This window comes from Chloroflexota bacterium (assembly GCA_009840625.1).
Classification (GTDB): Bacteria; Chloroflexota; UBA11872; order UBA11872; family VXNJ01; genus VXNJ01.
This window is the reverse complement of sequence record VXNJ01000017.1, coordinates 27907-51998: the sequence shown is the minus strand read 5'-3', so window position 1 is coordinate 51998 and position 24092 is coordinate 27907. Positions and strand designations below refer to the sequence as shown.

Annotated in this window: 23 protein-coding genes; 15 read left to right on the top strand and 8 right to left on the bottom strand. The window is 65.9% G+C overall.

The genetic code is table 11. The features are described from left to right. Positions 1 to 17 precede the first annotated feature (17 nt). Together melA and F4X41_09505 are read left to right on the top strand one after the other, a co-directional pair. Positions 18 to 1355 carry an alpha-galactosidase gene (gene melA, locus F4X41_09510; GenBank protein MYB17246.1) on the top strand — a complete coding sequence of 446 codons (1338 nt, stop codon included), beginning with the start codon at positions 18 to 20 and terminating at the stop codon, positions 1353 to 1355. 100 nt (positions 1356 to 1455) lie between these two features. Then, positions 1456 to 2100: a uracil phosphoribosyltransferase gene (locus tag F4X41_09505; GenBank protein MYB17245.1), complete on the top strand. Its 645-nt coding sequence runs from the start codon at positions 1456 to 1458 to the stop codon at positions 2098 to 2100. A gap of 45 nt (positions 2101 to 2145) precedes the next feature. Here F4X41_09505 and F4X41_09500 read toward each other — a convergent pair whose 3' ends face one another. The 7 genes from F4X41_09500 to F4X41_09470 all read right to left on the bottom strand — a co-directional run bounded on the left by F4X41_09500 (position 2146) and on the right by F4X41_09470 (position 8934). Then, positions 2146 to 2949, bottom strand: a complete 804-nt coding sequence (locus F4X41_09500; protein ID MYB17244.1) for a sugar phosphate isomerase/epimerase — start codon at positions 2947 to 2949, stop codon at positions 2146 to 2148. 67 nt (positions 2950 to 3016) lie between these two features. Further along, positions 3017 to 3433 carry a DUF1761 domain-containing protein gene (locus F4X41_09495; GenBank protein ID MYB17243.1) on the bottom strand — a complete coding sequence of 139 codons (417 nt, stop codon included), beginning with the start codon at positions 3431 to 3433 and terminating at the stop codon, positions 3017 to 3019. 159 nt (positions 3434 to 3592) lie between these two features. Continuing rightward, positions 3593 to 4474: a transglutaminase family protein gene (locus F4X41_09490; protein ID MYB17242.1), complete on the bottom strand. Its 882-nt coding sequence runs from the start codon at positions 4472 to 4474 to the stop codon at positions 3593 to 3595. Then, on the bottom strand, positions 4458 to 5438 hold the full coding sequence (locus F4X41_09485) for an alpha-E domain-containing protein (protein ID MYB17241.1): 981 nt from the start codon (positions 5436 to 5438) through the stop codon (positions 4458 to 4460). Before F4X41_09485 ends, F4X41_09490 begins: the two co-directional genes overlap by 17 nt. A 109-nt stretch (positions 5439 to 5547) precedes the next feature. Then, positions 5548 to 6936 carry a circularly permuted type 2 ATP-grasp protein gene (locus tag F4X41_09480; GenBank protein MYB17240.1) on the bottom strand — a complete coding sequence of 463 codons (1389 nt, stop codon included), beginning with the start codon at positions 6934 to 6936 and terminating at the stop codon, positions 5548 to 5550. Positions 6937 to 7209: 273 nt separating this feature from the next. Next, on the bottom strand, positions 7210 to 7872 hold the full coding sequence (locus tag F4X41_09475; protein ID MYB17239.1) for an HAD-IA family hydrolase: 663 nt from the start codon (positions 7870 to 7872) through the stop codon (positions 7210 to 7212). A 36-nt stretch (positions 7873 to 7908) separates the two neighbouring features. Beyond that, complete coding sequence (locus F4X41_09470; GenBank protein MYB17238.1) at positions 7909 to 8934, bottom strand: DUF3500 domain-containing protein; 1026 nt, start codon at positions 8932 to 8934, stop codon at positions 7909 to 7911. A gap of 27 nt (positions 8935 to 8961) precedes the next feature. Between F4X41_09470 and F4X41_09465 the strand changes: the two genes are divergently transcribed. The 13 genes from F4X41_09465 to F4X41_09405 all read left to right on the top strand — a co-directional run bounded on the left by F4X41_09465 (position 8962) and on the right by F4X41_09405 (position 22498). Then, on the top strand, positions 8962 to 10095 hold the full coding sequence (locus F4X41_09465) for a zinc-binding alcohol dehydrogenase (GenBank protein MYB17237.1): 1134 nt from the start codon (positions 8962 to 8964) through the stop codon (positions 10093 to 10095). Positions 10096 to 10141: 46 nt separating this feature from the next. After that, positions 10142 to 11200, top strand: coding sequence for a zinc-binding alcohol dehydrogenase (locus F4X41_09460; protein MYB17236.1), 1059 nt, complete (start codon positions 10142 to 10144; stop codon positions 11198 to 11200). A 253-nt stretch (positions 11201 to 11453) separates the two neighbouring features. Beyond that, on the top strand, positions 11454 to 11711 hold the full coding sequence (locus tag F4X41_09455) for a hypothetical protein (protein ID MYB17235.1): 258 nt from the start codon (positions 11454 to 11456) through the stop codon (positions 11709 to 11711). Then, positions 11708 to 12331, top strand: a complete 624-nt coding sequence (locus tag F4X41_09450; GenBank protein ID MYB17234.1) for a cytochrome c3 family protein — start codon at positions 11708 to 11710, stop codon at positions 12329 to 12331. The genes F4X41_09455 and F4X41_09450 overlap by 4 nt, the downstream gene beginning before the upstream one ends. Positions 12332 to 12336: 5 nt before the next feature. Continuing rightward, complete coding sequence (locus F4X41_09445) at positions 12337 to 14568, top strand: molybdopterin-dependent oxidoreductase (GenBank protein MYB17233.1); 2232 nt, start codon at positions 12337 to 12339, stop codon at positions 14566 to 14568. Further along, the gene (locus F4X41_09440; GenBank protein MYB17232.1) at positions 14561 to 15379 is read left to right on the top strand and encodes a 4Fe-4S dicluster domain-containing protein; all 819 of its coding nucleotides are present in this window, start codon (positions 14561 to 14563) and stop codon (positions 15377 to 15379) included. Before F4X41_09445 ends, F4X41_09440 begins: the two co-directional genes overlap by 8 nt. Then, positions 15379 to 16704 carry a hypothetical protein gene (locus F4X41_09435; protein MYB17231.1) on the top strand — a complete coding sequence of 442 codons (1326 nt, stop codon included), beginning with the start codon at positions 15379 to 15381 and terminating at the stop codon, positions 16702 to 16704. Before F4X41_09440 ends, F4X41_09435 begins: the two co-directional genes overlap by 1 nt. 21 nt (positions 16705 to 16725) lie before the next feature. After that, positions 16726 to 18099, top strand: a complete 1374-nt coding sequence (locus F4X41_09430; protein ID MYB17230.1) for a molybdopterin oxidoreductase — start codon at positions 16726 to 16728, stop codon at positions 18097 to 18099. An 11-nt stretch (positions 18100 to 18110) separates the two neighbouring features. Beyond that, on the top strand, positions 18111 to 18650 hold the full coding sequence (locus F4X41_09425; protein ID MYB17229.1) for a DUF3341 domain-containing protein: 540 nt from the start codon (positions 18111 to 18113) through the stop codon (positions 18648 to 18650). Further along, positions 18651 to 19193 carry a cytochrome c gene (locus F4X41_09420; GenBank protein MYB17228.1) on the top strand — a complete coding sequence of 181 codons (543 nt, stop codon included), beginning with the start codon at positions 18651 to 18653 and terminating at the stop codon, positions 19191 to 19193. 60 nt (positions 19194 to 19253) lie between these two features. Then, the gene (trxB, locus tag F4X41_09415; GenBank protein ID MYB17227.1) at positions 19254 to 20213 is read left to right on the top strand and encodes a thioredoxin-disulfide reductase; all 960 of its coding nucleotides are present in this window, start codon (positions 19254 to 19256) and stop codon (positions 20211 to 20213) included. Next, positions 20213 to 21463: a hypothetical protein gene (locus F4X41_09410; GenBank protein MYB17226.1), complete on the top strand. Its 1251-nt coding sequence runs from the start codon at positions 20213 to 20215 to the stop codon at positions 21461 to 21463. The genes trxB and F4X41_09410 overlap by 1 nt, the downstream gene beginning before the upstream one ends. A 51-nt stretch (positions 21464 to 21514) precedes the next feature. Next, a complete protein-coding gene (locus tag F4X41_09405; protein ID MYB17225.1) occupies positions 21515 to 22498 on the top strand; it encodes a zinc-binding alcohol dehydrogenase family protein in 984 nt (327 codons plus the stop codon). Positions 22499 to 22638: 140 nt separating this feature from the next. Here F4X41_09405 and F4X41_09400 read toward each other — a convergent pair whose 3' ends face one another. Beyond that, positions 22639 to 24081, bottom strand: coding sequence for a sulfatase-like hydrolase/transferase (locus tag F4X41_09400; protein ID MYB17224.1), 1443 nt, complete (start codon positions 24079 to 24081; stop codon positions 22639 to 22641). Positions 24082 to 24092 lie beyond the last annotated feature (11 nt).

Genomic DNA, 24092 nt, shown 5'->3' with positions numbered 1-24092 from the left:
CGGAGGAAACTGCCCCAATGGCCATCAGCGTGACATTCATCGGAGCCGGCAGCCTGGGATTCACCCGCCGCCTGATCCGCGACATGCTCTGCGTCAGCGAACTGGCCGACTCCCGCTTCGTACTGCACGACATCGACCCTGAGGCGCTGGACCGGGTCAGCCGACTCTGCCGGCGGGAAATCGAACTCAGCGATCTGCCGGCCACGATCGAGACCGAACTCGACCGGCCTACCGCGCTCGAAGGCGCCGATTACGTAATCAACTGCGCCCGCATCGGCGGCCTGGACGCCTTTGCCTCGGACATCGAGATTCCGCTGCGCTACGGCGTCGATCAATGCGTCGGCGACACCATCTGCGCCGGCGGGATCATGTACGGCCAGCGCTCAATTCCCAAGATGCTCGAGTTCTGCCACGACGTGGTCGCTTGCGCCAAACCGGGGGCGCTGTTGCTCAATTACGCCAATCCCATGGCCATGAACACCTGGGCCGCGCTCGACTATTCCGACGCGGACGTGGTGGGGCTCTGTCACGGCGTGCAGGGCGGGCACCGGCTGATCGCCAAGGCCCTAGGCGCCGAATCGGTTACCGAGGTCGAAATCGTCGCCGCCGGGATCAATCACCAGACCTGGTACCTGAGCATCGTCCACCGCGGCCGCGAAGTAGAGGCCGACGAACTACTGGCGGCGATGCGCGCCGATCCCGAAATCGCGCGCCGCGAGCCGGTGCGGCTGGACGTGCTGGAGCGCTTCGGCTACTTCTCCACCGAGTCGAACGGCCACCTCTCCGAGTACCTTCCCTGGTACCGCAAACGCGGCGACGAAATTGAGGGCTGGATCGACCGCGAACGCTGGATCGACGGGCGCACCGGCGGGTACCTCGAATACTGCCGCGAGCGCAACCGCACCTTCGCCGCCGACTATGAGCGCCAGCTGGCCGCCGCCAGCCCGATCGAGGAATCCGAGCGCTCCGACGAGCACGGCTCGCACATCATCGAAGCGATCGAGACCGGGCGACCCTACCGGGGTCATTTCAACGTCCGCAACGACGGGGCGATCCCGAACCTGCCGCCGGACTGCGTGGTCGAAGTACCCGGCTACGTCGACCGACACGGGATTAATGTCGGGCAGCTCAACGATCTTCCGCTGGCGTGTGCGGCGACCTGTCAGGCATCGATAGACGTGCAGCGGATGGCCAAGGAGGCCGCGGTCAGCGGTGACCGCGAGCTGTTGCGTCTGGCCATGCTGCACGACCCCCTGGTGGGGGCGGTGTGTTCCCCGGGCGAAGTTTGGTCGATGACCGAGGAACTGCTAACGGCCCAGGCGCCTTGGCTGCCACAGTATGAATCTGCCGCCTGACTGGCCGTGAAGCTGGTCAATTCCGGAGTTATAAAAGGTGCGGCGTAGGACTACCCTGGCCAGCCCGGCGGCCGGTTGCCCAGATTAGGTTGGGACGTTAATGGAGTCTGGCTCGTTGCCCCCAAACCTCCACGTGTCCGACCACCCGGTCGTAAGCGACAAGCTCTGCGAACTGCGCGCCGCCAGGACTCCGCCACGCCGGTTTCGCGGCGTGGTCCGCGACCTCACCCGGCTGCTTTTCTACGAGGCGAGCACGGATCTGATCACCGAACCGACGGACATAAAGGCCCCGCTGGGAATCGCCCGCGGCCGACGCCTGCAGGGTCCGATAGCCCTTGCCCCGGTAATGCGGGCCGGGCTCGGAATGGCCGAAACGCTGGCGCAGATGCTGCCCGATACCGTCATCTGGCATCTCGGCATTCGCCGTGACGAGGAGACCCTGGATCCTATCGAGTACTACGACGCCGAGCCCGGCATCGCCCAGGTTCAGACCTGCCTGTTGCTGGACCCTATGCTGGCGACCGGCGGGACCGCGGCGGCGGCCTGCCGCCTGCTAAAGCGCCGCGGGCTGGCCGGCATCCGCTACGTTGGCCTTATCGCGGCTCCGGAAGGCGTGGCGCGCCTGCACGACGAACACCCCGACGTGCCGATATTCGTGGCCGCTCTCGATGACGGCCTGGACGAGCGCGGCTATATCCTGCCGGGGTTGGGCGACGCCGGCGACCGCCAGTACGGAACCGAATAACGGTCAAGGACCACGCGGTCCGGCTCCGGCCGGTCAACGGCGTGCTTAAGCGGCGACCCGGTCTTTGAGGAACTGCAGTGAAGAAGCCAGGCAGTCGAAGGGATCTCGCCGGCAGATATCCTGCTCGATGATGTAGTACTCGGTTCCGGCAGCGGCGGCGGCAGGCAGGATTGCGTCCCAGTTAAGCAACCCTTCACCGACCGGGGCCCAAGTAGGCTCCGGCTTGGCGAACCAGTCCGGGTCGTCGGTCGGGAAAACCTGGGCATCCTTGCAGTGCAGGTAGCGGATTCGCCGTTCGAGCCGCCTGATCATCGCGGCCGGATCAGCGCCGGAAATCGCGGTCCAGTAAGTGTCCAGCTCCATCTGCATGTCGCTGTTTTCGATCAGGTACTCCATCGGGTTGGTGCCGGCGAAGTAGACGAATTCGTGCGAGTGGTTGTGGTAGGCGAAATCGATGCCGGCGGCGGAGAGCTTTTCCTGCACCGGCGCAGCGTCGTCCAGGAAGCGCCGGTAGCCGTCGAAGTCGCGGTAGTCGTAGACATCGAAGATTACCGGCGGTGCGACCATCTTGCAGCCCAGCGTCTGCAGGTATTCGAGCTCGGCCTCGGTGTTGTCGCGCAGCTCGCCGAATCTGCGATGGGCGCTCAGGGCCCGTAACCCGTGGTCGTCGAGGATCCGGCGCAGCGTCGCCGGCGAGGTATCGGCGTCGGGCCCGTCGACCGCGGCCACGGCCGCCAATTCGACCCACTCGAAACCCACTCCCGCCAGCCGGTGGACGGCCTCGTGCAGCTGGTGCTGGTCGCCCAGCCAGTCTCGGACGGTGAATAACTCGGCGGCGAAATTGGGCATTTTCTTACCTTGCGTTGCGCGGGGTCCCGGGCCTTCCGGCCCGACCCGGATTATCGGGAGTTGGGGGTCAGACCCAAAGCGCAACTATCGCAGTGATCACCGCCAGGGCCACGAACCAGCGGGCTCCGACCAGGACGAACAGTCCCACCGGGCGACGTTCCCACAGCGCCTCGTCCGAAAGCGGCACGAGCACGAGCCCAGTCCAGATCAGCAGCATCAGGATAGCGGCGTCGGTGACCGACTCGGCGGCGGCGTAAGCGGCGATGCGGGCAACTGCGTAGGCAACAAGGATGGACCCCGCGAGCGATCCCAAGTAGCTGGCCCACATGTGCGGCGTGTTTTCGATCGCCTCGCTGGTAAGGCCGGTGAAGCGCATCCAGTGACTGCCGAGCACCGCCGGCATGAACCAGACCGCGCCGATCACCATGTTGGCGATCGCCGCCACCAGTACCGCCAAGTAGTTAACGGAATGTGATAGCTCCAACGGGATTCCTCCTGGAATTGCGTCGACTCTGTCTGGCCCTAGTCTGAATTGCAGCGACAACCGCCCGGTAGCGAGTCACTTGCTGGGAATTGGAATCGGAGACCGGGACCGCGGCTCCCGCGAAGCCATGTCTGGCCGGCGATCGCGCGGGGCGCCGCTTCAGGTCACCGCCGGAATCACGTCGACTTCCACCGTCAGCTCGGATTCCCAACCGCCCTGGTACACACCGGCGGTGGGAGCCGCATCACCGTAGTCGCGCCCTACCGCGACCCGGATGTGTCCGCCTCCGACCAGGCAGTCGTTGGCGGGATCGAAACCGACCCAACTCCCGTCCGGAAGCAAGCATTCGACCCAGGCATGCATGGCCGTTTGCCGGATTGGCGTGCCCGCGTCGTCGGCGATGTAAAGGTAGCCCGAGACATAGCGCGACGGCACGCCCCAGCCGCGGGCCAGCGCGATCATCAGGTGCGCGTAGTCCTGGCATACGCCGCGCCCGGATTCGAGCATGTCCTCAATCGGGGAGCTGGCCGTCGTGCTGCCGGGCGCGAATTCGAATTCCCGGTGGATCGCCGCCGACAGGCCGGCAAGGTCGGCCAGCGGTTCGGCGACCGGGCGGGAGAGCCCGTTCCGGTCCGCGAACGAGGCCAATGCCGGCGAGGGCCGCGCGAAGGCGCTGTCACCAATAAAGTCCCAGTGTTCCGGATCCGGGGCCAGCGTCCGGTAGTCGTCCCAGCCGACCTGGCCGGCGCCGCGGGAAGGTTCGCTACGCGCGGTCGTCCCAACCCTGGACCGGGAGAGCAACTCGAGCTTTTGGTGCGTGCTCCTTACCGCCAGCAGGTGCCAGGGATTGCCGAACCCGTCGCGGCCCGCCGCCATCGATCCGGTCGGCTCGGCTTCGATCACGCATCTCTCGACCCGTTGATCGCGGTCCTGGCGCGGCTGCAGTCGCAGCGACATGACGCAGCTGCTGACCGGTACCGCGTAGCGATACACGCTGAGGTGCCGCACATCGAACAGGGCCCCTTCAGGCGCGGGGCGCATCTTCGATCGGGTAGTCGAAGAAAGCGGAATTGATCCGTTCGTGCAGTTCGCGTCCGGCTTCGTTGATGGCCAGCAGCTGTGCGCGGTCGTGGCTGGGAGCCGTCCAGCCGCCGGCCAGGGACTGGGTCAGGAAGCCGAGGGACTCGCGCGCGGCGCCGACGGCGTTGGCGTCGGGCCCGGCCTCCAGATTGTGGAAGTGGGTTTGAGCGTAAAGCAACGATCCCAGCAGCGACCCGGGCAACTGCGGATCGGCGATCAACAGGGAGAGCACCTTGCCCGGGTCGATCTGCAGCCCGAACCGCTGGTTGTAGGCTGCCCGGGCGTGGAACTGGCGCAACAGACTGATCCAGTCGGCATCGGTGCCTTCGCCGGATTCTTCCAGTGCCGATGATTGGGCCACCAGGAGGCCCGAAATCATCTGGACCCGCTCTACCAGGTTCCCCAGCTGGATGAATCGCCACCCGTCACCCCGATACATGGTTGCCGCGGTCACTCCCCAGAATTTGTGGATCGTCGCTTCGGTTTCGGCGAAGAATCCCTCCGGATTGAGCCGCCATACGGCCTCGATGGTCAGGTCGCGAATCCCCAGATAGGCCAGGTTCAGTTGCGTCCACATCGCGGCGCTGATGTGCTGGCGCATCTGCCGGGCGTTGTCGCGGCCGAGACCCAGACAGGCACGTATCGAACTCGGATTGGTCTCTTCAAACGTCAGGTCGCCGGCCAGGGTGAATGAATCGGCCAGCAGGTAGTCGTCGTCCTCGAACTGATCGAGCACGCCCCAGGGGGGTTCGCGCCCCAGCGCGCGGTATATGCGGGTCCAGCCGAAGTGGATGTCGCGCACCGGTCGGTCGGACAGCGCCTCGGTTTGCAGGTAAAGCAGTCGGCTGAGGTTTTCGACCCGGGACAGGTAGCGGCTCATCCAATAGAGCCCGGCCGCGCTGCGCGCCAGCAGATCCTGGCTCATCGGACCTTGACCTGCGCGAAACCGGGCATGGAGCGAGGCGGCGCTCGGCCATAGGCAATCAAGGGTCGGAGGCGGTTCCTGGTCCGCCCGCCGGCGGCATGAGAGATGATCATTCCTCCAGCACCCAGAGGTCCTTGCAGCCGCCGCCCTGCGAGGAGTTGACCACCAGCGACCCGCGGCGCAGCGCTACCCGGCAAAACGCCCCCGGCACGATACGGGTTGCGGCCCCGCAGAGCACGAAGGGCCGCAGATCCACGTGGCGGGATTCCAGGTGCCCGTCGATCAGGCACGGCGAGCGTGAAAGGGCCAGCGTCGGCTGGGAGATGAAATCGGCCGGGTTGGCCTTTATCCCTTCCGCGTAATCGCGGCGTTCGTCGGCCGTGGCGTGCGGGCCGACCAGCATGCCATAGCCGCCGGACTCGCCGACCCGCTTGACGACTAATTGGTCCAGGTTTTCGAGCGTGTAAGCCAGGTCGTCGTCGCGCCGGCACAGAAATGTCGGCGCATTGGCCAGGATCGGCTGCTCGTCCAGGTAGTAGCGGATCATCGCGGGAACGTAGGCGTAGACGCTCTTGTCGTCGGCCACCCCGGTGCCGGGAGCGTTCGCCAGGGTCACCTTTCCCAGCCGGCAAGCGTGGATCAGGCCCGGCACCCCCAGCAGCGAATCCGGCCTGAACACGGTCGGGTCCAGAAAATCATCGTCCACCCGGCGGTAGATGACGTCGATGCGCTTGAGGCCGCTGGTGGTGCGGGCGTAGACGAATCCGTCGTCGACCACCAGGTCCCGCCCTTCGACCAGCATTGCGCCGATTTCGCCGGCCAGGAACATGTGCTCGTAGAACGCCGAGTTATAGATCCCCGGCGTCAACACGGCCAGGGTCGGATTCGAAATCCCTCCGGGCGCAAGCTCGCAAAGGGTGGTGCGCAGGGTCGCCCCGTAGTGCTCCACCTCGCGGACGCGGTGCAGGCGGAATTCGCGCCGCAGAGCCGACTTGGCGGCCTTGCGGTTGGCAATCATGTAGGAGACGCCTGACGGGACCCGCAGATTGTCCTCAAGCACGAAGAAACCGTCGTTGGTGCGCACCAGGTCGGTGCCGCAGACCGCCACCCAGGTCCCCTGCGGCGGCTCGTAACCGCGCATCTGGGGACGGTACTGCGGACAGGTCAGGATCATGTCGGCCGGAATGATCCCGTCCTTGACAATCTCCCCCGCGCCGTAGACGTCGCCCAGGAAGCGGTTGACCGCCTTGAGCCGCTGGCGCAGTCCCCGTTCCAGGAATTCCCAGTCGGCGCGCGGCAGGAGCCTGGGAACGCAGTCGACCGGGATGATGCGTTCGTCGGCCTCGGCGTCGCCGTAGACGGTGAAAGTTATCCCCTCGGTCGCAAATGACCGGTTGACTTCTTCCTGGATGGCGACCAGATCGGAAGCGTCCAGGTTGTCCAGCATCGCGTACAGTGCGCGCCATTGCGGCCGCGGGCTCCCGTCCGCGAGCACCATTTCGTCAAAAACCGAGGAGCTCAACTCGTACCTGTCAAAGTCCACCGGGCCGACCCGAATCCTCCGCTGCAACGGTCATCGCCGCTCCCCTTCCCGTCCGCAGGCAACGGCGCCCGCCGGGGGCTGGCCGAATTCCGGTTGTATTCACCGCCGGCCAACCCGCCCGGACCGCAGCTCCTGCCTTGGAAACGGTCAGCGTTCCTTTTTCTAAGCTACCGGGCCGGCCCAAAGGCACCAATTCCCGCCACGGCTCCGGGTGGGAAAGGGGTCGGATTACTTCAGACCCAATTCCTCGCTTAGGTCTATAAACGAGATCTCGGTGAGCGAATCAATCCTCAGGTCTGCGTTGCAGAGTTGCAGGCGCCGGGTAATTGAGTTGGGGACGGCAATGCAGTACAGCCCGGCGCCCTTGGCGGAATTCACGCCGTGGGCCGAGTCTTCGATGGCAAGGGCCTGCCGGGGCAGCGATCCGAGCGCGGAGGCAACCGACCGGTAGATTTCCGGGTCCGGTTTGGCGTTGGCCACATCGTCGCGGGTCCAAATTGATCCGAAAAACTCCAGGATGCCCAGTCGCTGAAGATGGCCCTCGACCCAGCCGCGCGAGGAGCTGGAGGCAACGCCGAGATTCAGGCCCAGCGCCTGCGCCTCACGCAGGCGGTCCAGGACCCCGGGCATCGGCGCTTGCGAGTTGACCTGCCGGAGATAGCGAACGCGCCGGGCCGATTCGACTGCCCCGCGGTCTACACGGCTCCCGGTCAATTGCTCGAGGTGGCCAAAGACGTTGGATTCGTCCGCGGTTCCCACGATGTGCCGCGACCAATGTCCAAGGTCCAGCTCCACGCCGTGGGAAGCGAATACTTCCCGCCAGCTTTCGAAATTGGGTTTCTCCGTATCGAGAATGACCCCGTCGAAGTCGAAGATGACGCTGGCGATCAACCGCCGGACCGTTTCTCCGCCAAGGCCGGCACCGGCCTAGTGGTGATGGTGAGATTCGTGGTCGCGGTAGTGGGCGGCGAGCAGATCCCCGCCCCAGTCGTTGCTGAAGTCCCGCCAGACCGAGTGGATGTGGTTGGCATGGTTCTGGACGTTGTCGTATTCGATCACGAATCCGGGTGAACCGATCGTGTAGTAGTGCCCCGAACCCTTTCGTTCGGGCCCGGCCCAGGCGAAACCGGACTGACCGAGTTCGTTGCGCTCGATACGCCGCCACTGGGTTCCGGCCACGTCCTCGGCGGCCCGGTCGACGTAGTGCTTGACCAGCCTGGCCAGGCGCGAGCGCTGCTCGCCATTAAGGTTCTGGAAAGGTATCCCCTTGGGGGTCATCCCGGGTTTGATGGTCCGGTAGTTGACGGTCAGGATATCGAACGGGGCCACCGGATCGACGATGGCCAACCCCTTCTGGTCCGGGGACAACGAACCCAGCAAGGCCCGCGCCAGGTCCTCCTCCTCGGCCAGGATGCGGTGGCCGATCTTGGGGCCGTGCTTGACTTCGGCCGGGTTGGCACCCAGGAAGAGCGGGACCGGGGCGATGTAGTCCCCGTCGATGACATTTATGTTGACCCCGATGTGGTGACCGCCGACCTTTATGCCCCAGGGGTCGGACCCGCCCGGCTCGCCGAACACCGAGAAGTAGTAGAAGAGCGGGTTGCGGGCCAGCATCACGCGGGTGTCGTGCTCGACGCCGGACATCGCCTCCCATTCGCCCAGCACCGCTTCGTGATCGATGATTTCGCGCGCCTGGCGGGCGCCGCGCACCGAGAGGGCGGCATCGACCAGTTCCTTGGCCCGCTTCTGCTGCGGGCCGGTCATAGCGTCCAGACGCAGGCCGGAACGTATCACCGGTACGTAATTCCACTCGAAGCGCAGAACGTCCTCGAACGGCCTCTGCGCCTCCTCCAGTTGCGCGGCGTCCAGCCCGTCCAGGAACCTGCGCGCCGAATTCGCCAGCCGCCGCGCCGCCGCCGGCGTCCGCTTGACCGCCACCGTTTCTATTGCCATTGGCCCACCCCACTTATCAATAAATTGATGTTATTGGTGGAGCGCTTCCCGGTCCGGCTCGCCGCACGGGCGTCCGGCGCGGGTGGGAATCGAGCAAGGCAGGGTCGGCAAATGCGCACTAACCGGGTGCTGGTGGCGGGCAGGAACCAGGTCTATCTGGAAGAAATCGAGATAGCCGACCGGCCTGGTCCGGGCGAGGTAATGGTCGAGACCGAGGCGACGTTCATTTCCGCCGGCACCGAACTGGCCAATTACACCGGCCTGGATCGGAACGTAGACACCCCCGGCTCCTGGTGCGAATACCCCTGGCCGTCCGGCTACGCCAACGTCGGCCGCGTGCTCCAGGTCGGCGAGGAGGTCGAGGGATTCGAAGTCGGCGAACGGGTCTTCTCGTTCGGAAAGCACCAGAAGGTAACCTTCGTCACCCACGGGGGTCCGGGCCTGGGGGTGAACGCCGCCGGATCGCTGCTGGTCAAGGTCCCGGAATCGCTGGACGGGGCGGTCGCGGCCGCCTGCCGGATGCCGCTGGTGGCGATGAGCTCGCTGTCGAATACCGAATGGCGCCTCAACGACACCGTCGGCGTCTGGGGCCTGGGGATGGTCGGCAACATGGCCGCGCAGCTGTTCCAGCTGGCCGGCTGCCGGGTGATCGGGATCGATCCGGCCGGGTTCCGGCGCGACCTGGCCCAGGCCGTCGGGATCGGTGCGGTAGCAACCCCGGAACCCGGCGAAATCAGGTCCCAGATGGACTCCCTGGGGGCAACCGCGGGCCTGGACATCGCGATCGATGCGGTCGGCGAATCGGCGATCCTGGCCGAAGCCTACAAGTTCGTGCGCCGGTTCGGGCAACTGACCCTGCTGGGTTCGCCGCGCCGCGAGCACGTGGCCGACATGAATCCGCTCCTCTCGCACATCCACTGGAGCGGGCTCAAGCTGCGCGGATCGCTCGAATGGTTGATTCCGCTGACTCCCCAGACCGCGATCGATGAGTCGACCCTTCACAACCTGGAAACGGTCTTTGACCTGGCCGCGCGCGGTCGCCTGCAGATCGAGCCGCTGATCTCGCACAGGATGCAGCCGCAGGAAATCGAACGCGCCTACCAGGGGCTGCTCAACGACAAAGAGCACTACAGCGGGGTCGCCCTGATCTGGGAGGGATAGTGCCAGCCGCAATCCCGGGCGTGATTGAAGGCGGGCGGGCGCGCGCATGAACATGCGGGTCAAGCGCGTACTGGTCCCCGGACGCCATCGGGTCCTCCTGGATGAGATCGAAATCCCCAGGCGACCAGGTCCCGGCCAGGTCGCCGTCGAAACCGAATACACGTTCATTTCCGCCGGTACCGAGTTGGCCAACTACACCGGCCTGGACCGGAGCGTTGACGTCCCGGGGTCCTGGTGCGCCTATCCGTGGGCGGCCGGTTACGCCAACGTGGGACGGATTGTGGAATTGGGCGCCGGCGTCAGTGGTTACCAGGTCGGGGATCGGGTGTTCAGTTCAAGCAAGCACCAGCAGATTCAACATCTGAGGGTCTACGAACCGGGTGCTATGGGCGGTCTGCCCATCGACAAAATGCTCACGCGAGTCCCCGAGGGACTTGACGGCGCGGTCGCGGCCGCCTGCATCATGCCCGAGATAGCCCTGAGCGCCTTATCGAATACCCGCTGGCGACTAAACGACAAGGTCGGTGTCTGGGGCCTGGGCATGATCGGCAACATGGCCGCCCAGCTGTACCGGTTGGCCGGCTGTCGGGTCATCGGAATCGATCCGACCGCTTCGCGTCGCCAGGTTGCGATTTCGCTCGGAATCGACGCGGCCGTTTCTCCTGAAGCGGCCGCCATCCGCGACGAGATTTGCGCCATGGGCGGCGACGAGAGCTTGGACATCGGCGTTGACGCGGTCGGCGAGGCCGCCGTGATAGACGCCATTCACGGCCACGTGCGCAAATTCGGACAGATCGTCCTGCTCGGGTCCCCGCGGCGCGAACATCGCACCGACTTGACTCCGCTCGCGCGCGCGGTCAAGCTGCGCGGGATCAAGCTGCGCGGTTCGCTGCAGCAACTGATCCCTTTCTGGCCGCAGCCGGGGTTCGATCAGTCGACCATGGGCAACCTGGCGACGGTTCTAGATCTGGCCACGCGCGGGCGATTGCAGATTGCGCCGTTGATCTCGCACCGAATGCCGCCACAGGACATTGAAATCGCCTACCGCGGCCTGCTCGAGGACAAGGAAACCTACACCGGCGTCGCCCTGGCCTGGCAAGGCTAAATGCCGTGCGCCAATCCGGCCGCAGCGGCGGCCCGAAAGTCGATTCAACCCCATATCTGCGGTAAGATTTGCATGTTGTCGCGCAAGGCACGTCTGCGCATGGTCCGGAGACGGCGCCAGCCCGGCAACCGGGGTCGGCAAATCCCAGGTCCGGGTTTCGGGGTTGGAATAGCCGTCTTTTTTTTGAAAACGACCGCTTAGGACTTTCACCGGCTTGGAGATAGCCCCGCTAACCCAAAACGACTGGGTGCAAATGTCGGCCATCGCCGCACATGCGTGGGTTTTCGCGCTCTGTCTCGTCATTTCCGCAGCTTCCTACCTGCTGGCGCACTCGATGGCTCCGTCGTTGGTCTATACCGGCGACCTCGACCCGCGCGTCGGGGCGATCATCAGGCTGCTGGTCTACCCGGCCGTGGTCGCGTTCGGGTTGCTGGCGATCGTGGTCCTGGTTAAAGGGGCCCTGCTTGGGCTTGAGGTCCTGCCGGACATTTACCCGCGCATGTTCGTATGAAGATCGACATCCTGTCGGCGCTCACCGCGTTCCTGCCGCGGCTGAGCTTGCAGCAGATCATCCTGCTCACCGTTCCCGGCGTGCTGCTGGGCGGCGGCGCGGTAACCGGCGTCGTCGTGCTGGTCTTCCTGGCCGCCTCGGGTGGGACCGCCCGCGCCGCGCCGGAGCAGCCGATCCCCTTCTCGCACGCCATTCACGCCGGCGAACTGGGCATCGAATGCGAGTTCTGCCACCGCGGCGCCGACGAGCAGGCCGCCGCCACGATTCCGTCGGTCGAGCAGTGCATGTTCTGTCACTCGGTCGTGGCCACCGACCGCGAACCGATCCAGCAGTTGCGACAGGCTTTTGAGACCGGGACGGGGATCGACTGGGTCAGGGTGCACCGCCTCCCCGACCACGTCCGGTTCGTGCACTCGCCGCACATCGACGCCGGAATCGAGTGCTCGACCTGCCACGGCGACGTGGCCAGCATGAGCACCGTCAAACAGGTGGTGAACCTGAACATGGGCACCTGTATGGGGTGCCACCGCAACACCAACGACGCCTCGATCGGTGAGAACAACCCGCACCCGATCAATCCCGACTTCGCGTCGCTCGACTGCGCGATCTGCCACAAGTAGTGCCGATGAACCGCAAGATACGTCGCCGCAACTTCCTGCTCGGCTCCGCCGGCGCGCTGCTGGGCAGCGGCCTGATCGTGGGCTGCGCGGCGCCCGAGCGCGAATCCCGGGTCAAGAGCTTCGCGCTCTCGCCCGAGCAGTCACTGCCCGGCGAGGACCTCTGGTTCGCCACCCTCGACGCGCACGACCCGTTCGCCGCGAACGGCGTCGTCGTGCGAACCGTCGACGGGCGCGCCAAGAAGGTCGAGGGCAATCCCCAGTTCCCGATCAACCTGGGCAAGAGTTCGGCCCGCGCCCAGGCCGGCGTGCAGTCCGTCTACCACCCCGACCGCATCGCCACCCCGCTGCTGCGCACCGGCGAACCCGGCTCAGGCGAATTCCGCCCGATCAGTTGGGACCGGGCGCTGGCCTTCATCACCGACCGGATGGGCGGGGGAGCCGGCGCCACGTTCCTCACCGGCCGACTCGACCCGGTCAAGCAGCGCCTGCTCGACTCTTTCCGGCTCTGGTCCAAGGCCGACCACGTCAGCCTCGGGCCGGCCGACCAGGCGAACCTGCGATTTGCCCTGCGGCAGGTCTACGGGGTCAATTCGCTCCCCCACTTCGACATCGCCCGGGCCCGCTCGATCATCTCCTTCGGGTCCGATTTCCTGGGCACCGAGCTGTCGCCGGTCGCCTATTCCGGCGCCTACGCGGATTTCCGCGGCCGCGGCAACGGCGGGCGCGGCCTGCTAACTCAAATCGAACCGCACATGTCGCTTACCGGAGCCAACGCCGACCGCTGGCTGCCGGTGCACCCGGGTTACGAGGGCCATGTCGCCCTGGCGATAGCCAACGAACTGGTCAGCGCCGGGCTGGTCGACGCCGCCGCCGCCGAGCGCCTGCTCTCCGCGTCCGGCGGCATCTCCGCCCTGGATGCATTCGCCCCTGACAGCGTGGCCGCCCTCTCCGGCATTCCGGCCGATACGATCCGCGAACTGGCGCACGAATTCGTGGCTGCCCAGCCCGGTCTGGCGCTGGTCGGCGGATCGGCACTCGGACACGTCTACGGCGACCAGATCGCCGCCGCCGTGATGCTGCTGAACCGCCTGGTCGGCAACGATTCGCTGCCCGGCGGCGTAAACGCCAATCCAGAGTCGAATTGGGAACACATGCGCGCGGCCGGTCCGGCCATCAGCGCGCGCGCCGCCAGCGCCCTGGCCGATTCCTGGAGCGGCGGCGCGGCTCCCGATTTGGTCTTCGTCTACGAGATCGATCCGGTCCACGATCTGCCGGCGGCCGGTTTCGAGCAGGCGCTTGCGGCGGCCGGCGCGGTCGTTGGCATGGGCGCGTTCATGAACGAGACCCTCGCCCGGGCCGATCTGGTGCTCCCCGGCGCCCACCCGTTCGAGGAATGGGGCGCCTACCTGCCCGAGCCGCTGCGCGGCGAACTGGTGCTGGGGCTGCAGCAGCCGGTGGTCACCCCGCTCACCCAGGCCCGCTCGTTCGGCGACCTGCTGATCGCGGTCTCCTCCGAACTCTTCGGCGAGAACAGCGTCCTTTTCGACTCCCAGCAGAGCGCCACCAAGAACATGGTGCTCGCGGCCCTGGGCTTGACTCCGGGCGACGCGACCGCCGAGGCCGGCTGGATCGACATCCTGCGGCGCGGCGGGGTCTGGGGGCCGGACCTGGGTCAGGCGCAGGCTTTCGCCGCCACCCCGGCCTGGGACGCCGGGCGCCTGCGGGTGCCCATCTTCTCCGGCGACGCGGCCTCCTACCCGTTCAATCTCATTCCTTTCCAGACGGTGGGAATCGGAACCGACCCGCAGACCGGGGCCCAGCCCTGGTTGCAGGCGACGCCCGACCCGCTGACCACGATGACCTGGAAAACTTGGGTGGAGATGAATCCCGAGCAGGCCCGCGCGATGGGCATCCAGCGCGGTGACGTGCTGCGGATTCAGACGATCGCCGGTTCGGCCGACGTCCCGGTCTACCCGGCCCCGACGATCGGGCCCGGTCTAATCGCGGTGCCCGAGGGACAGGGCCGCAACTTCAGCGGTCGATGGAACGAGGGCCGCGGCAGCAACGTGCGCGCGCTCCTGCCGGACCTGACCAGCGCCGCCGGGGGCATGGCCTTCGCGTCCGCCCGGGCCCGGATAAGCCGGCTCGACCGCACCACCCTGATGCCCACCTTCGAACTGATCGAGGATCCCCGCAACGATGCCGAATCTCCGCCGGTAAAGATTGTCAATGGCTAGCATCCCCACCGCCGTCAACAACGAAGCCGCCGCCCGCGCGGCCGCCAATGCCGGCGCCCGGACCATCTCCGCCGAAGAACGCGCCGCAAGCTCCGGCGGCGTCCGCTGGGGCATGGTCGTCGACGCCGATCTCTGCACCGGCTGCCAGGCCTGCGTGGTCGCCTGTCAGGCCGAGAACAACGTCGCGCTGAACGAAGAGCAGCGGGTCAACGAGAAGCGCGCCAAGGCCTGGATCCGCATCGAGCGCTACTGGGAGGGCGAATATCCGAACGCCAAGGCCCGCTTCCTGCCGGTCATGTGCCAGCACTGCGCCACCGCCCCGTGTGAGCCGGTCTGCCCGGCATGGGCTACGTACCACAACGAAGAGGGCCTGAACGTACAGGTCTACAACCGCTGCATCGGCACCCGCTTCTGCGCCAACGGCTGCCCGTACTCGGTCCGGCACTTCAATTTCTGGAACCCCGAGTGGCCGGGCGATCTGGAGAACCAGCTCAATCCCGACGTGACCGTGCGCACCAAGGGAATCATCGAAAAGTGCACGTTCTGCGTGCAGCGGATCAACCGCGCCCGGGTCGACGCCAGTCGCCAGGGCCGCGAAGTTGCCGACGGCGACGTCTCGCCGGCCTGCGTGCAGGCCTGTCCGACCCACGCGCTCGTTTTCGGTGACCTGAACGATCCCTTCTCGCACGCCGCCGAGCGGTCGGAAGACGAGCGCTCCTACATCCTGCTGGAAGAGCGCGGCACCGAGCCGGGCGTCGTCTACCTGGCCAAGGTGGACCCGTTCGCCCACGTGGAAGACGAGCACCACTGATGTCGGGACCCGAACCGGCCGCCCTGGCGATCGCTCCCGGCAGCGGTTTTCGCCCGCGCGGGATCAGCTTCAGCCTGGCCAACGCGGCCCAGTTGCTGATCGCCCTGCTGGCAATCCTGGGCGTGGTCATGTACGTTTTGCGGCTCTTCGAGTGGGCGGACCGACCCGAATTTGCCTACCCGACCGCCACCCTGATGTGGATGCTGGCGACGGTATCGACCGCGCCGTTGCTGGCCTATGCAACCCGCATGACGCGCGGTTACTGGAGCTACCCAGTGCGGCGCATCGCGACCCTGTTCGCGATTCCCTCCGTACTGGGCTACGCGCTCCTGATCCCGGTACTGCACAGCCTGCCGTCGCTGGACGGGCGGGCGAGCCTATGGTTCGAATTCAGGTTCGGCGCACCGGTCATCACCGACGCCCTGGCACTCGCAACAATGGCCTTTGCCGGGCTCGGGCTGCTCTGGGTTACCAGCATTCCCGACCTGGCGGCCAACCGATCCTGCCGATTCCTAACGGTGGGCTGGCGGGGCAATCCGCGCCAGTGGCGCGCGCTGAAGATGTTCGCCAAGTTGCTGGGCGCTTTCTACCTGATGATGCTGGTCTACACGACCATGATCCTGACCACCGACCTGGGACAGAGCCTGATCCCGGGCTGGCGCTCGGGCATCTTCCCGGCCTACCACGTGGTCACCGGATTCCAGACCGCCACCGCGCTGGTTGTGCTGACCGCCTACCTGGCAAGACGCTTCTGTCCCGAGGTGCGTCCCTACATCGGGACCGAGCAGGCGATAAATCTGGGCCGGATATTCCTGGCCTTCACCCTCCTGGTTTTCTACTTCTTCTGGGCCGATTTCGTGCTCGTCTGGTACGCCCGCCTGCCCGGCGAAGTCGCCGCCATGCAGGTCAACATCGCCGAGGTCTACGGAATCGCATTCGCAATCGCCGGGGTCTGCCACTTCGGAATACCCTTCGTCTGCCTGATCTTTAACCCGCTGCGGCGCCGCTTCCACCTCCTGGCGCTGGTGGCGGTGGTGGCCCTGGTCGGATCGTTCGCCGACCGGGTCCGGCTGTTCGTTCCGGCGATCTCAAACACCGAAGTCACCGGTCACGGGCCGCTGGACCCGTTGCCGGCGGCGGTCTGGCCGGCCCTGGACGACGTCCTGTTCATCGTCGGCTGGATAGGCCTGCTGGCGTTCGCGTACATATTCAGCGCCCGCTGGATCCCGCTGCTCTCGGGCTGGGAAATGCGCGAGGGCGCGCTGTACCGCGACGAGGTCGACTACGGCCGGGCCAAGTTCCTGCTACTGGCCAAACCAGACTAGCGGCGCGCGCGAGGAGCACTAATGCAAGAACCGGTAATGCTCGATCAGCGGACCGCCGATCAGCGCCTGCTCAATTTCGTCATGACCACGCCGCGCTGGTTCTTCACCTGGTCGGGCGGACTCGGGTTCGTGTTCATGCTGGGCGCGGTCGTGTTCCTGACGATGCTCTACTGGGGCCTTGAATTCCTCGGTTATTCACACCCGGTGTACTGGGGATTCCTGATCGTCAACTTCGTGTTCTGGATCGGAATCTCGCACGCCGGCGTATTCGTATCGGCGATCCTTCGCCTGACCCAGGCCGAATTCCGCCGGCCGGTTACCCGCGCCGCCGAGGTCGTGACGATCTTCTCGCTGCAGGCCGCGGTCCTGTTTCCGCTGATTCACTCCGGTCGGCCGTGGCGCACCGCCTACTGGGCCTTCCCCTACGACTTCATCCGCGGCATGTGGCCGAACCCGCGATCACCGCTGGTCTGGGACCCCTCGGCGATCTTTACCTATCTGACCTCCACGATCCTATTCGTCTACGTGGCCCTGCTGCCCGACCTTGCCCTGGCGCGCGACCGCTCTCAGGACCCGATCCGCCGGGCCCTGTTCACGATCCTGGCGCTGGGATTTAAGGGATCGACCCGGCAGTGGCGCATCCAGGCGGTCGCCGGGATACTGCTCTCGGCGATCATCCTGCCGATCTTCGTCTCGGTGCACTCGATCGTTTCCTGGGACTTTGCGGTCACCTCGGTGCCCGGCTGGCACAACACGGTGTTTGCCCCCTACTTCGTCATCGGAGCGGTGCACTCGGGCGTTTCGTGCGTCGTCACCGCCATGATCGTCATGAAATGGGCGTTCAAGCTCGAGGACTTCATCACCCGCGACCACATCGACGCCCTGGCCCGGTTGCTGATCGCGGTGGCCACCGGTTGGCTGTTCTTCCTGTTCCTGGACTTCGGCTTCGGCCTCTACGGGCTGGAACCGACCGAGGTGGACACCTGGCACCGACGCGTCTGGGAATGGCCGTTCCCGATCGTGGCGATCGTCTTCATATTCACCGCCTACATCATCCCGGTACCGCTCTGGCTGTTTAGGTCGGTGCGGCGCTCGTACGGCTGGATGTTCTTTACCACCATCCTGGTCAACATCGGGATGTGGTTGGAGCGCTACATCCTGATCGTTCCGGCCCTGGAGCGCAAGTCGTCGCTCACCTTTACCTACTCGACCTACGTTCCTTCGATCTCCGAGGCCATCCTAGTGGCCGCCTCGTTCGCCTTCGTCATGGTCGGGGTACTCGTCTTCTCCAAGGTGGTGCCCATCATGCCGGCGGTTGACATCAAGGAAGGAATGATACTGGCCCGAAAAATCAAAATTGGCCGCGCCGAAGTGCCGGCCACAATCCGCGAGTAAGGCAGGCAGGCATGCCCAAATCCGAACTGCTGGCGATCTACGACAGCGTCGATTCCGCCGCGGACGCGGTCGAGGGGCTGCGCACCGCCGGTTTTGCCGACACTGCCGTCGACGTTGTCTCCGGGGTTCCCTATCCCGAGGGCGCATTCGGCGAACCGCACACCAAGCACCGCCTCTACACCTTCCCCTTCGCCGGCGCGGCCTGCGGGTTCGCGCTCGGCGTCGCCTGGCTGGTCGGGGCCCAGGTAACCCTGCCGCTGGTGACCGGCGGCAAGCCGATCGTCGCCCTTCCGGCGGTGTTCCAGATCCTTTACGAAGGAACGATGATCGGGGCCGTCCTGTTCACCGTCCTGGGAGTCCTGTTCGAGTCGCGCCTGCCGGACGGCATAAGCCTCTACGACGACCGGCTGGGGGATGGTTACGTCGGGGTCTCGCTTAACGCCGAAGACGACGAAATCGCGCGCGGCCGCGACGTGCTGGCCGGGGCCGGCGCGGTCGACATTCTCGATTCCGAGGGTAGCCTGCTTGAGGCCGCCCCCAGCGCGACCTAGATGATTCTGCGCCGATTCCTGGCTGCCCCGGCCCGGCTGGGGCTGCTCGCCGCCGCGTTGGCGTCGCTGACGCTGACCGGTTGCGAAGTCGGCGCGTATCCGCTGGACATCTTCCCGGAGATGCACTACCAGGAGTCCTACCGCGTGCAGGAACCCCCTTACGCGCCGATCCCGGAGGGCAGCGTTCCCACCAGCGGGGCCGAATACGTTATCGCCCAGGCCGAAATGACGGACCTGCCAAATCCGGTCCGGCTCGATGAGGCGTCGATTGGCGAAGGTCATGTCGTTTACGCGGTCAATTGCGCGATGTGCCACGGCGTGGCCGCCGACGGCGTTTCCGAGCTCACCGGGCAGTTCACAGTCGCCGGCGTGCGGGCACCGCCATCGCTATTGACCGGCGTCGCCGCAGTGGTCAGCGACGGCTACCTTTACGGAGTGCTCACCCACGGCCAGGCCAACATGCCTTCCTTCCAGAAGCTGCTTACTCCGGAAGAGCGCTGGCAGGTGATCAATTACCTCCGCTCGCTCCAGGAAACGCAGTAACCTCGACGCGAGGTCTTGGGAACAGCCGGCGCCGCTCGCGCCAGTAGCAAAGAAATTCCAATGCGCAGCTGTGACATCGCAATCATCGGGTCCGGCACCGCCGGTCTTTCGGCGGCCGTTTACGCCGCCCGGGCCAACATGTCGACCCTGGTGTTCACCGGCGAGGCCTTCGGCGGCCAGATCGCGACCACCCACGATGTCGAGAACTATCCCGGATTCGAGGACGGCATCACCGGTCCGGAACTGACCGAACGAATGAAGGCCCAGGCCGAGCGGTTCGGCGCCGAGACGGTATTCGATCACATCGAATCGCTCGAGGTCGATGGTCCGCCCTTTACTCTGAACGGGCGCGCCGACACCTATCAGGCCAAAGCAGTTGTGGCGGCCACCGGGGCCCGCGCCAAGACGCTGGGCGTCCCCGGCGAGGAAAAATTCTGGGGCCGCGGCGTTTCCACCTGCGCCACCTGTGATGCCGCGTTCTTTGCCGACGCCCCGACCGCCCTGGTCGGCGGCGGCGACAGCGCGATGCAGGAAGGGCTTTTCCTGGCCCGGTTCGCGTCCAAGGTGTACGTGATCCATCGCCGCGACCAGCTGCGCGCCGGGGCAACGCTCGCCGAACGGGCGTTCTCCGAACCCAAACTCGAGTTCGTCTGGGACAGCGTAGTCGAGGAGATCGCCGGCGAAAACGTGGTCGAACACGTTCGCGTGCGCAACCTCAAGACCGGCCAGACCTCGGAGCTGCCGGTGGAAGGGTTCTTCATCTTCATCGGGCACGATCCCAATACCGAGCTCTACCGGGACAAGCTGGAGCTCAAGCCCGGCGGTTACCTTAAAGCCGACGAAATGATGCACACCTCGGTGCCCGGGATTTTTGCGGCCGGCGAGGTCCAGGACGACCACTTCCGCCAGGCCGCCACGTCGGCCGGCGAAGGCGTCAAAGCCGCGATGGAAGCCATCCACTTCGTCGAGAACCTGCCCAGCCCGGCCACCAAACCTGGCGTGCTGGCCGGTTCCGGCTAATTCCACGTTCCGGCCCGCCGGCCGTGAATCGACCCGCCCCGCTGGGCCTGGAACCGTCTTTCGGTTACGGTGACCGGCTGGGGCTTGCCACCCCGGGGCACATTCGCGCCCATCTGCAGACCGGGGGGCCGGTCAGGGCGGTGTTTGCCCAGCAATCAGTTCGCGAACTGGAACGCACCCGGCGCAGCTGCGCGGCGGTTGCGGAGGCAGCCCAGGCGGCGGTCGACGCGGCCGGATTCGCCCAACCTTGGGGCGCCGACGCCGACCACCTGAAAGAATTCGGGGACATTGAGGCCTTCGTCGCCGCCGGCTATTCGTTCTTCACGATAGACCCCTCCGACCACGTGGTCGCCGAGGCCGATTCGATGGACCGGGACCAGTTGCGGCTGGCCTTCGCCGAGATCCGCGACCAGGTCCCCTGGATCGAAGAGTTTGAGGGCGTGGAGGCCGACCTCGGAGAGGGCGTTCGCATCAGCATCGGTCCGGAGGGCCTGGCCCGTTGCGCGGTCAAATACGGGCGGGCGGTCAATTTCAGCCTCGAAATGGCCACCGCCATCGACCGGTCCTGCCGGGCCGCCTCGCTCGGCTATGAAATCGAGGTCAGCGTCGACGAGACGACGCGCCCGACCACCCTGGCCGAGCACTGGATCGTCGCCAGCCGGCTCCTGGATTCGGGGGTTGGCCTGGCCGCTCTGGCGCCGCGCTACGTCGGCGGATTCGAGAAGGGCATCGACTACATCGGCGATCCGCTGGAATTTGAACGCGACGCAAACGCCCACGCCCGGGTCGCCCAGGTTCTCGGCCCGTACAAGCTCAGCCTGCATTCGGGCTCGGACAAACTTTCGATCTATCCCGGTTTCGCGCGCGCCACCGGAGGGGCTTTCCACGTCAAGACCGCCGGCACCAGCTACCTGGAGGCGCTGCGGGTAATCGCGGCGACCGACTCCGCCCTGTTCGGCCGCGTAATCGGGGCCGCGCGCCGGCACTTTGCGCGCGACCGCGACACGTACCACCTCTCGATCGGCCTGGACGACGCGCCGCCGCCGGAACAGGTCACCGCCGCCGAACTCGCCGACGCCTATCTGGACCGTGACGCCGGTCGTCAGATCGCGCACGTGACTTTCGGATCGATCCTCACCGATCCTCAGCTTGGCCCGCTGGTCAAAGACCAGGTCGAGTGCGAATCCGAACTCTACGGGGACTTTCTAGAGCGCCATTTCAACCGCCATCTAACCGCCCTCAACCCGTAAATTGGGCGACAGCCAAGCAAGACTCCGTCCGAGCCGAAGGATCCTGCAGCGATGCGGACCGTGATACTGGCAGAACCTGGCCGGTTCGAGACCGGCAGCGCTCCGGAACCGGTACCCGGGCCGGATGAGGCCCTGGTTAGGGTGCACCGGATCGGCGTTTGCGGAACTGACATCAAGGCTTACGCCGGCCAGCAGCCATTCTTTAGCTACCCGCGCATCCTCGGACACGAGCTGGGAGTCGAGGTAATTGCCGCCCCTTCCGGCCAGGATCGGGTCGAGGTCGGCGACAACTGCGCGGTCGAACCCTACCTGGTTTGCGGGAAATGCCACCCCTGCCGCGTCGGGCGCTCCAACTGCTGCGAGTCGCTTAAGGTCCTGGGTGTTCACAGCGACGGCGGCATGCGACCCCTCATCTGCGTTCCCGCATCGACCCTGCATCCGTCCCGGAAACTCTCGCTCGATCAGCTGGCCCTGGTCGAGACCCTTGGAATCGGAGCCCACGCGGTGGAGCGCTCCGGCATCGGGCCGGGCCGGGCGGCCCTGGTGGTGGGGGCCGGCCCCATCGGCCTGACGGTGGTCCAATTCGCGCTGGCCGCCGGAGCCGAGGTCACGGTGCTCGAGCTCTCGCCGCAACGGCGGGAGTTCGTCGAGCAATTCGGGGTCCGCACGCTCACGGAAGCCGACGGCGGCTTCTACGAATTCGTGTTCGACGCCACCGGCAACCGGTCGGCGATGGAGGCCTCGTTCGATTTGGTCGGATCGGCCGGTACGTTGACGTTCGTGGGGCTGGTTCAGGATCGGGTCAGCTTCGACGATGTGGAATTCCACCGCCGAGAACTGAACGTCCTGGCCTCGCGCAACAGCTTCGGACTTTTCCCGCAGATAATCGCGGCCATCGAAAGCGGGCGCATCGACACCCGCCCCTGGATCACCGCCCGGATGTCGCTGGAGCAGGTGCCGGCCCGCTTCGTCGAGGTGACAAAGGACCCGGCCCTGGTCAAATCAATGGTTGAGACCTCCGATAGCGACCTCTAGGAGGTCGATCCCCGGCGACGGGGTGATTTCCCGTTTCTCGCCGGCGAATCTGCCGATCGCCTCCATCGCGTCCGGCCGGAAGCCCCGGGCCGGAGAGTCGATCCCCCGAGGGGTTCTCTCCCAGCCGGCCTAATTTTTTCCTAGCGCCGGTCCGCGCGCCAGCCGGCGGTTTCGGCGTTCGAGCGCATCCGCCACTCGATCATCGCCTCCACTAGGCGGTCGCGTTCCGGCCGCCGATTCTGGTCGGCCCAGAGGTTCTCCAGCTCACCGGGGTCGTTGACCAGGTCAAAAAGCTGGCCGTGCGGCTGGTCGATGAAGTGCACCAGCTTCCACTCGCGCGATCTGACCATCGTCATGTAATCGGTGGTCAATCCGACCAGGTCCCAGCGGCCCATCTCCGAAAAAACGTAACGGCGGCCGTCGAAGGACTCGCCTTCCAATGCGCCGACCAGCGAGCGGGCCTGGAACGGCGTGGGCGGCTCTGCCCCGGCGATCTCCAGGATCGTGGCGCCCAGGTCGAACCACTCGATCTGTTCTTCGAATCGGCGCCCGCCGGCGTAGCGCCCGGGCGCCCAGACTATCGCCGGCACCCTGACCACCTGGTCGTACATGGTCCATTTCTGGGTGCTGAAGTGATCGGTCAGGGTGTCGCCGTGGTCGGACGTGAATATGATCACGCTGTTCTCGAGCAAGCCGCGCCGCGCCAGCGCGTCGCGGATCCTGCCGATCCAGAAATCGATCATCGAGACGTTGGCCATGTAAAAGCGCCGCTGGCGCTGGCGCTGCTCCGGGGTCGGATTGGGTGACAGTTTGGTCGAATCGCCTGGCCGGCCATCGTACTGGTAGCGGGCCATGTCCCGGAAAACCGGCGGTTGCGAATCGCGTTCGCTTTCATCCAGGGGCAGCAATGCGAACTGAGCGCCGTCGTAGCGCTCGACCCAGTCCGGAGTCGGATCGTATGGCGGGTGCGGTCCCGGGAATCCGATCTCCAGGAACAGCGGTTCGTCCCGGTCGTAGCCGTCGATCCATTCCACCGCCTTGTGTCCCAGGAAGTTGTCCGGGTGCATGTCGGGATCCTTGTCCCAGACGAACGCGCCCAGGGCGGTATCGAAGTCCGCGCGCGCGGCCAGGTCCCCGGGGTGGTACTTGTCCATGCCGCGCGCCGCCAGGGCTTTGTCCCACTCGTCGCGGTAGCTGTCCGGAGCGGGATAAGGATGGCCGCGCTGCTTGTTCTCGACGTTGAAGCGGAAATCGAACTGGCCGTCGACGTCGAACGGGGTGAAGTGCATCTTCCCGATGCTGGCGGTAAAGTAACCGGCGGCGGCCAGGTTCGGCACCCAGGTCTGCGACCAGGGTTGCTCGTTGCGCAGCATACCGCTCGAGTGGGGGTAAAGGCCGCTGAAGAAGCTACAGCGGGCCGGACCGCACGAGGGGGCGTTGACGAAGCAGCTGTCGAAAGAGACTCCCTCGCCGACCAAGCGGTCGAGATTCGGAGTCTGAAGCTGTCCAAATCCGAGCGCGGCGATGGTGTCGTAGCGCTGCTGGTCGGTGACGATAAGGACTATGTTGGGTCGGTCGGGCATTTGTGATCTGC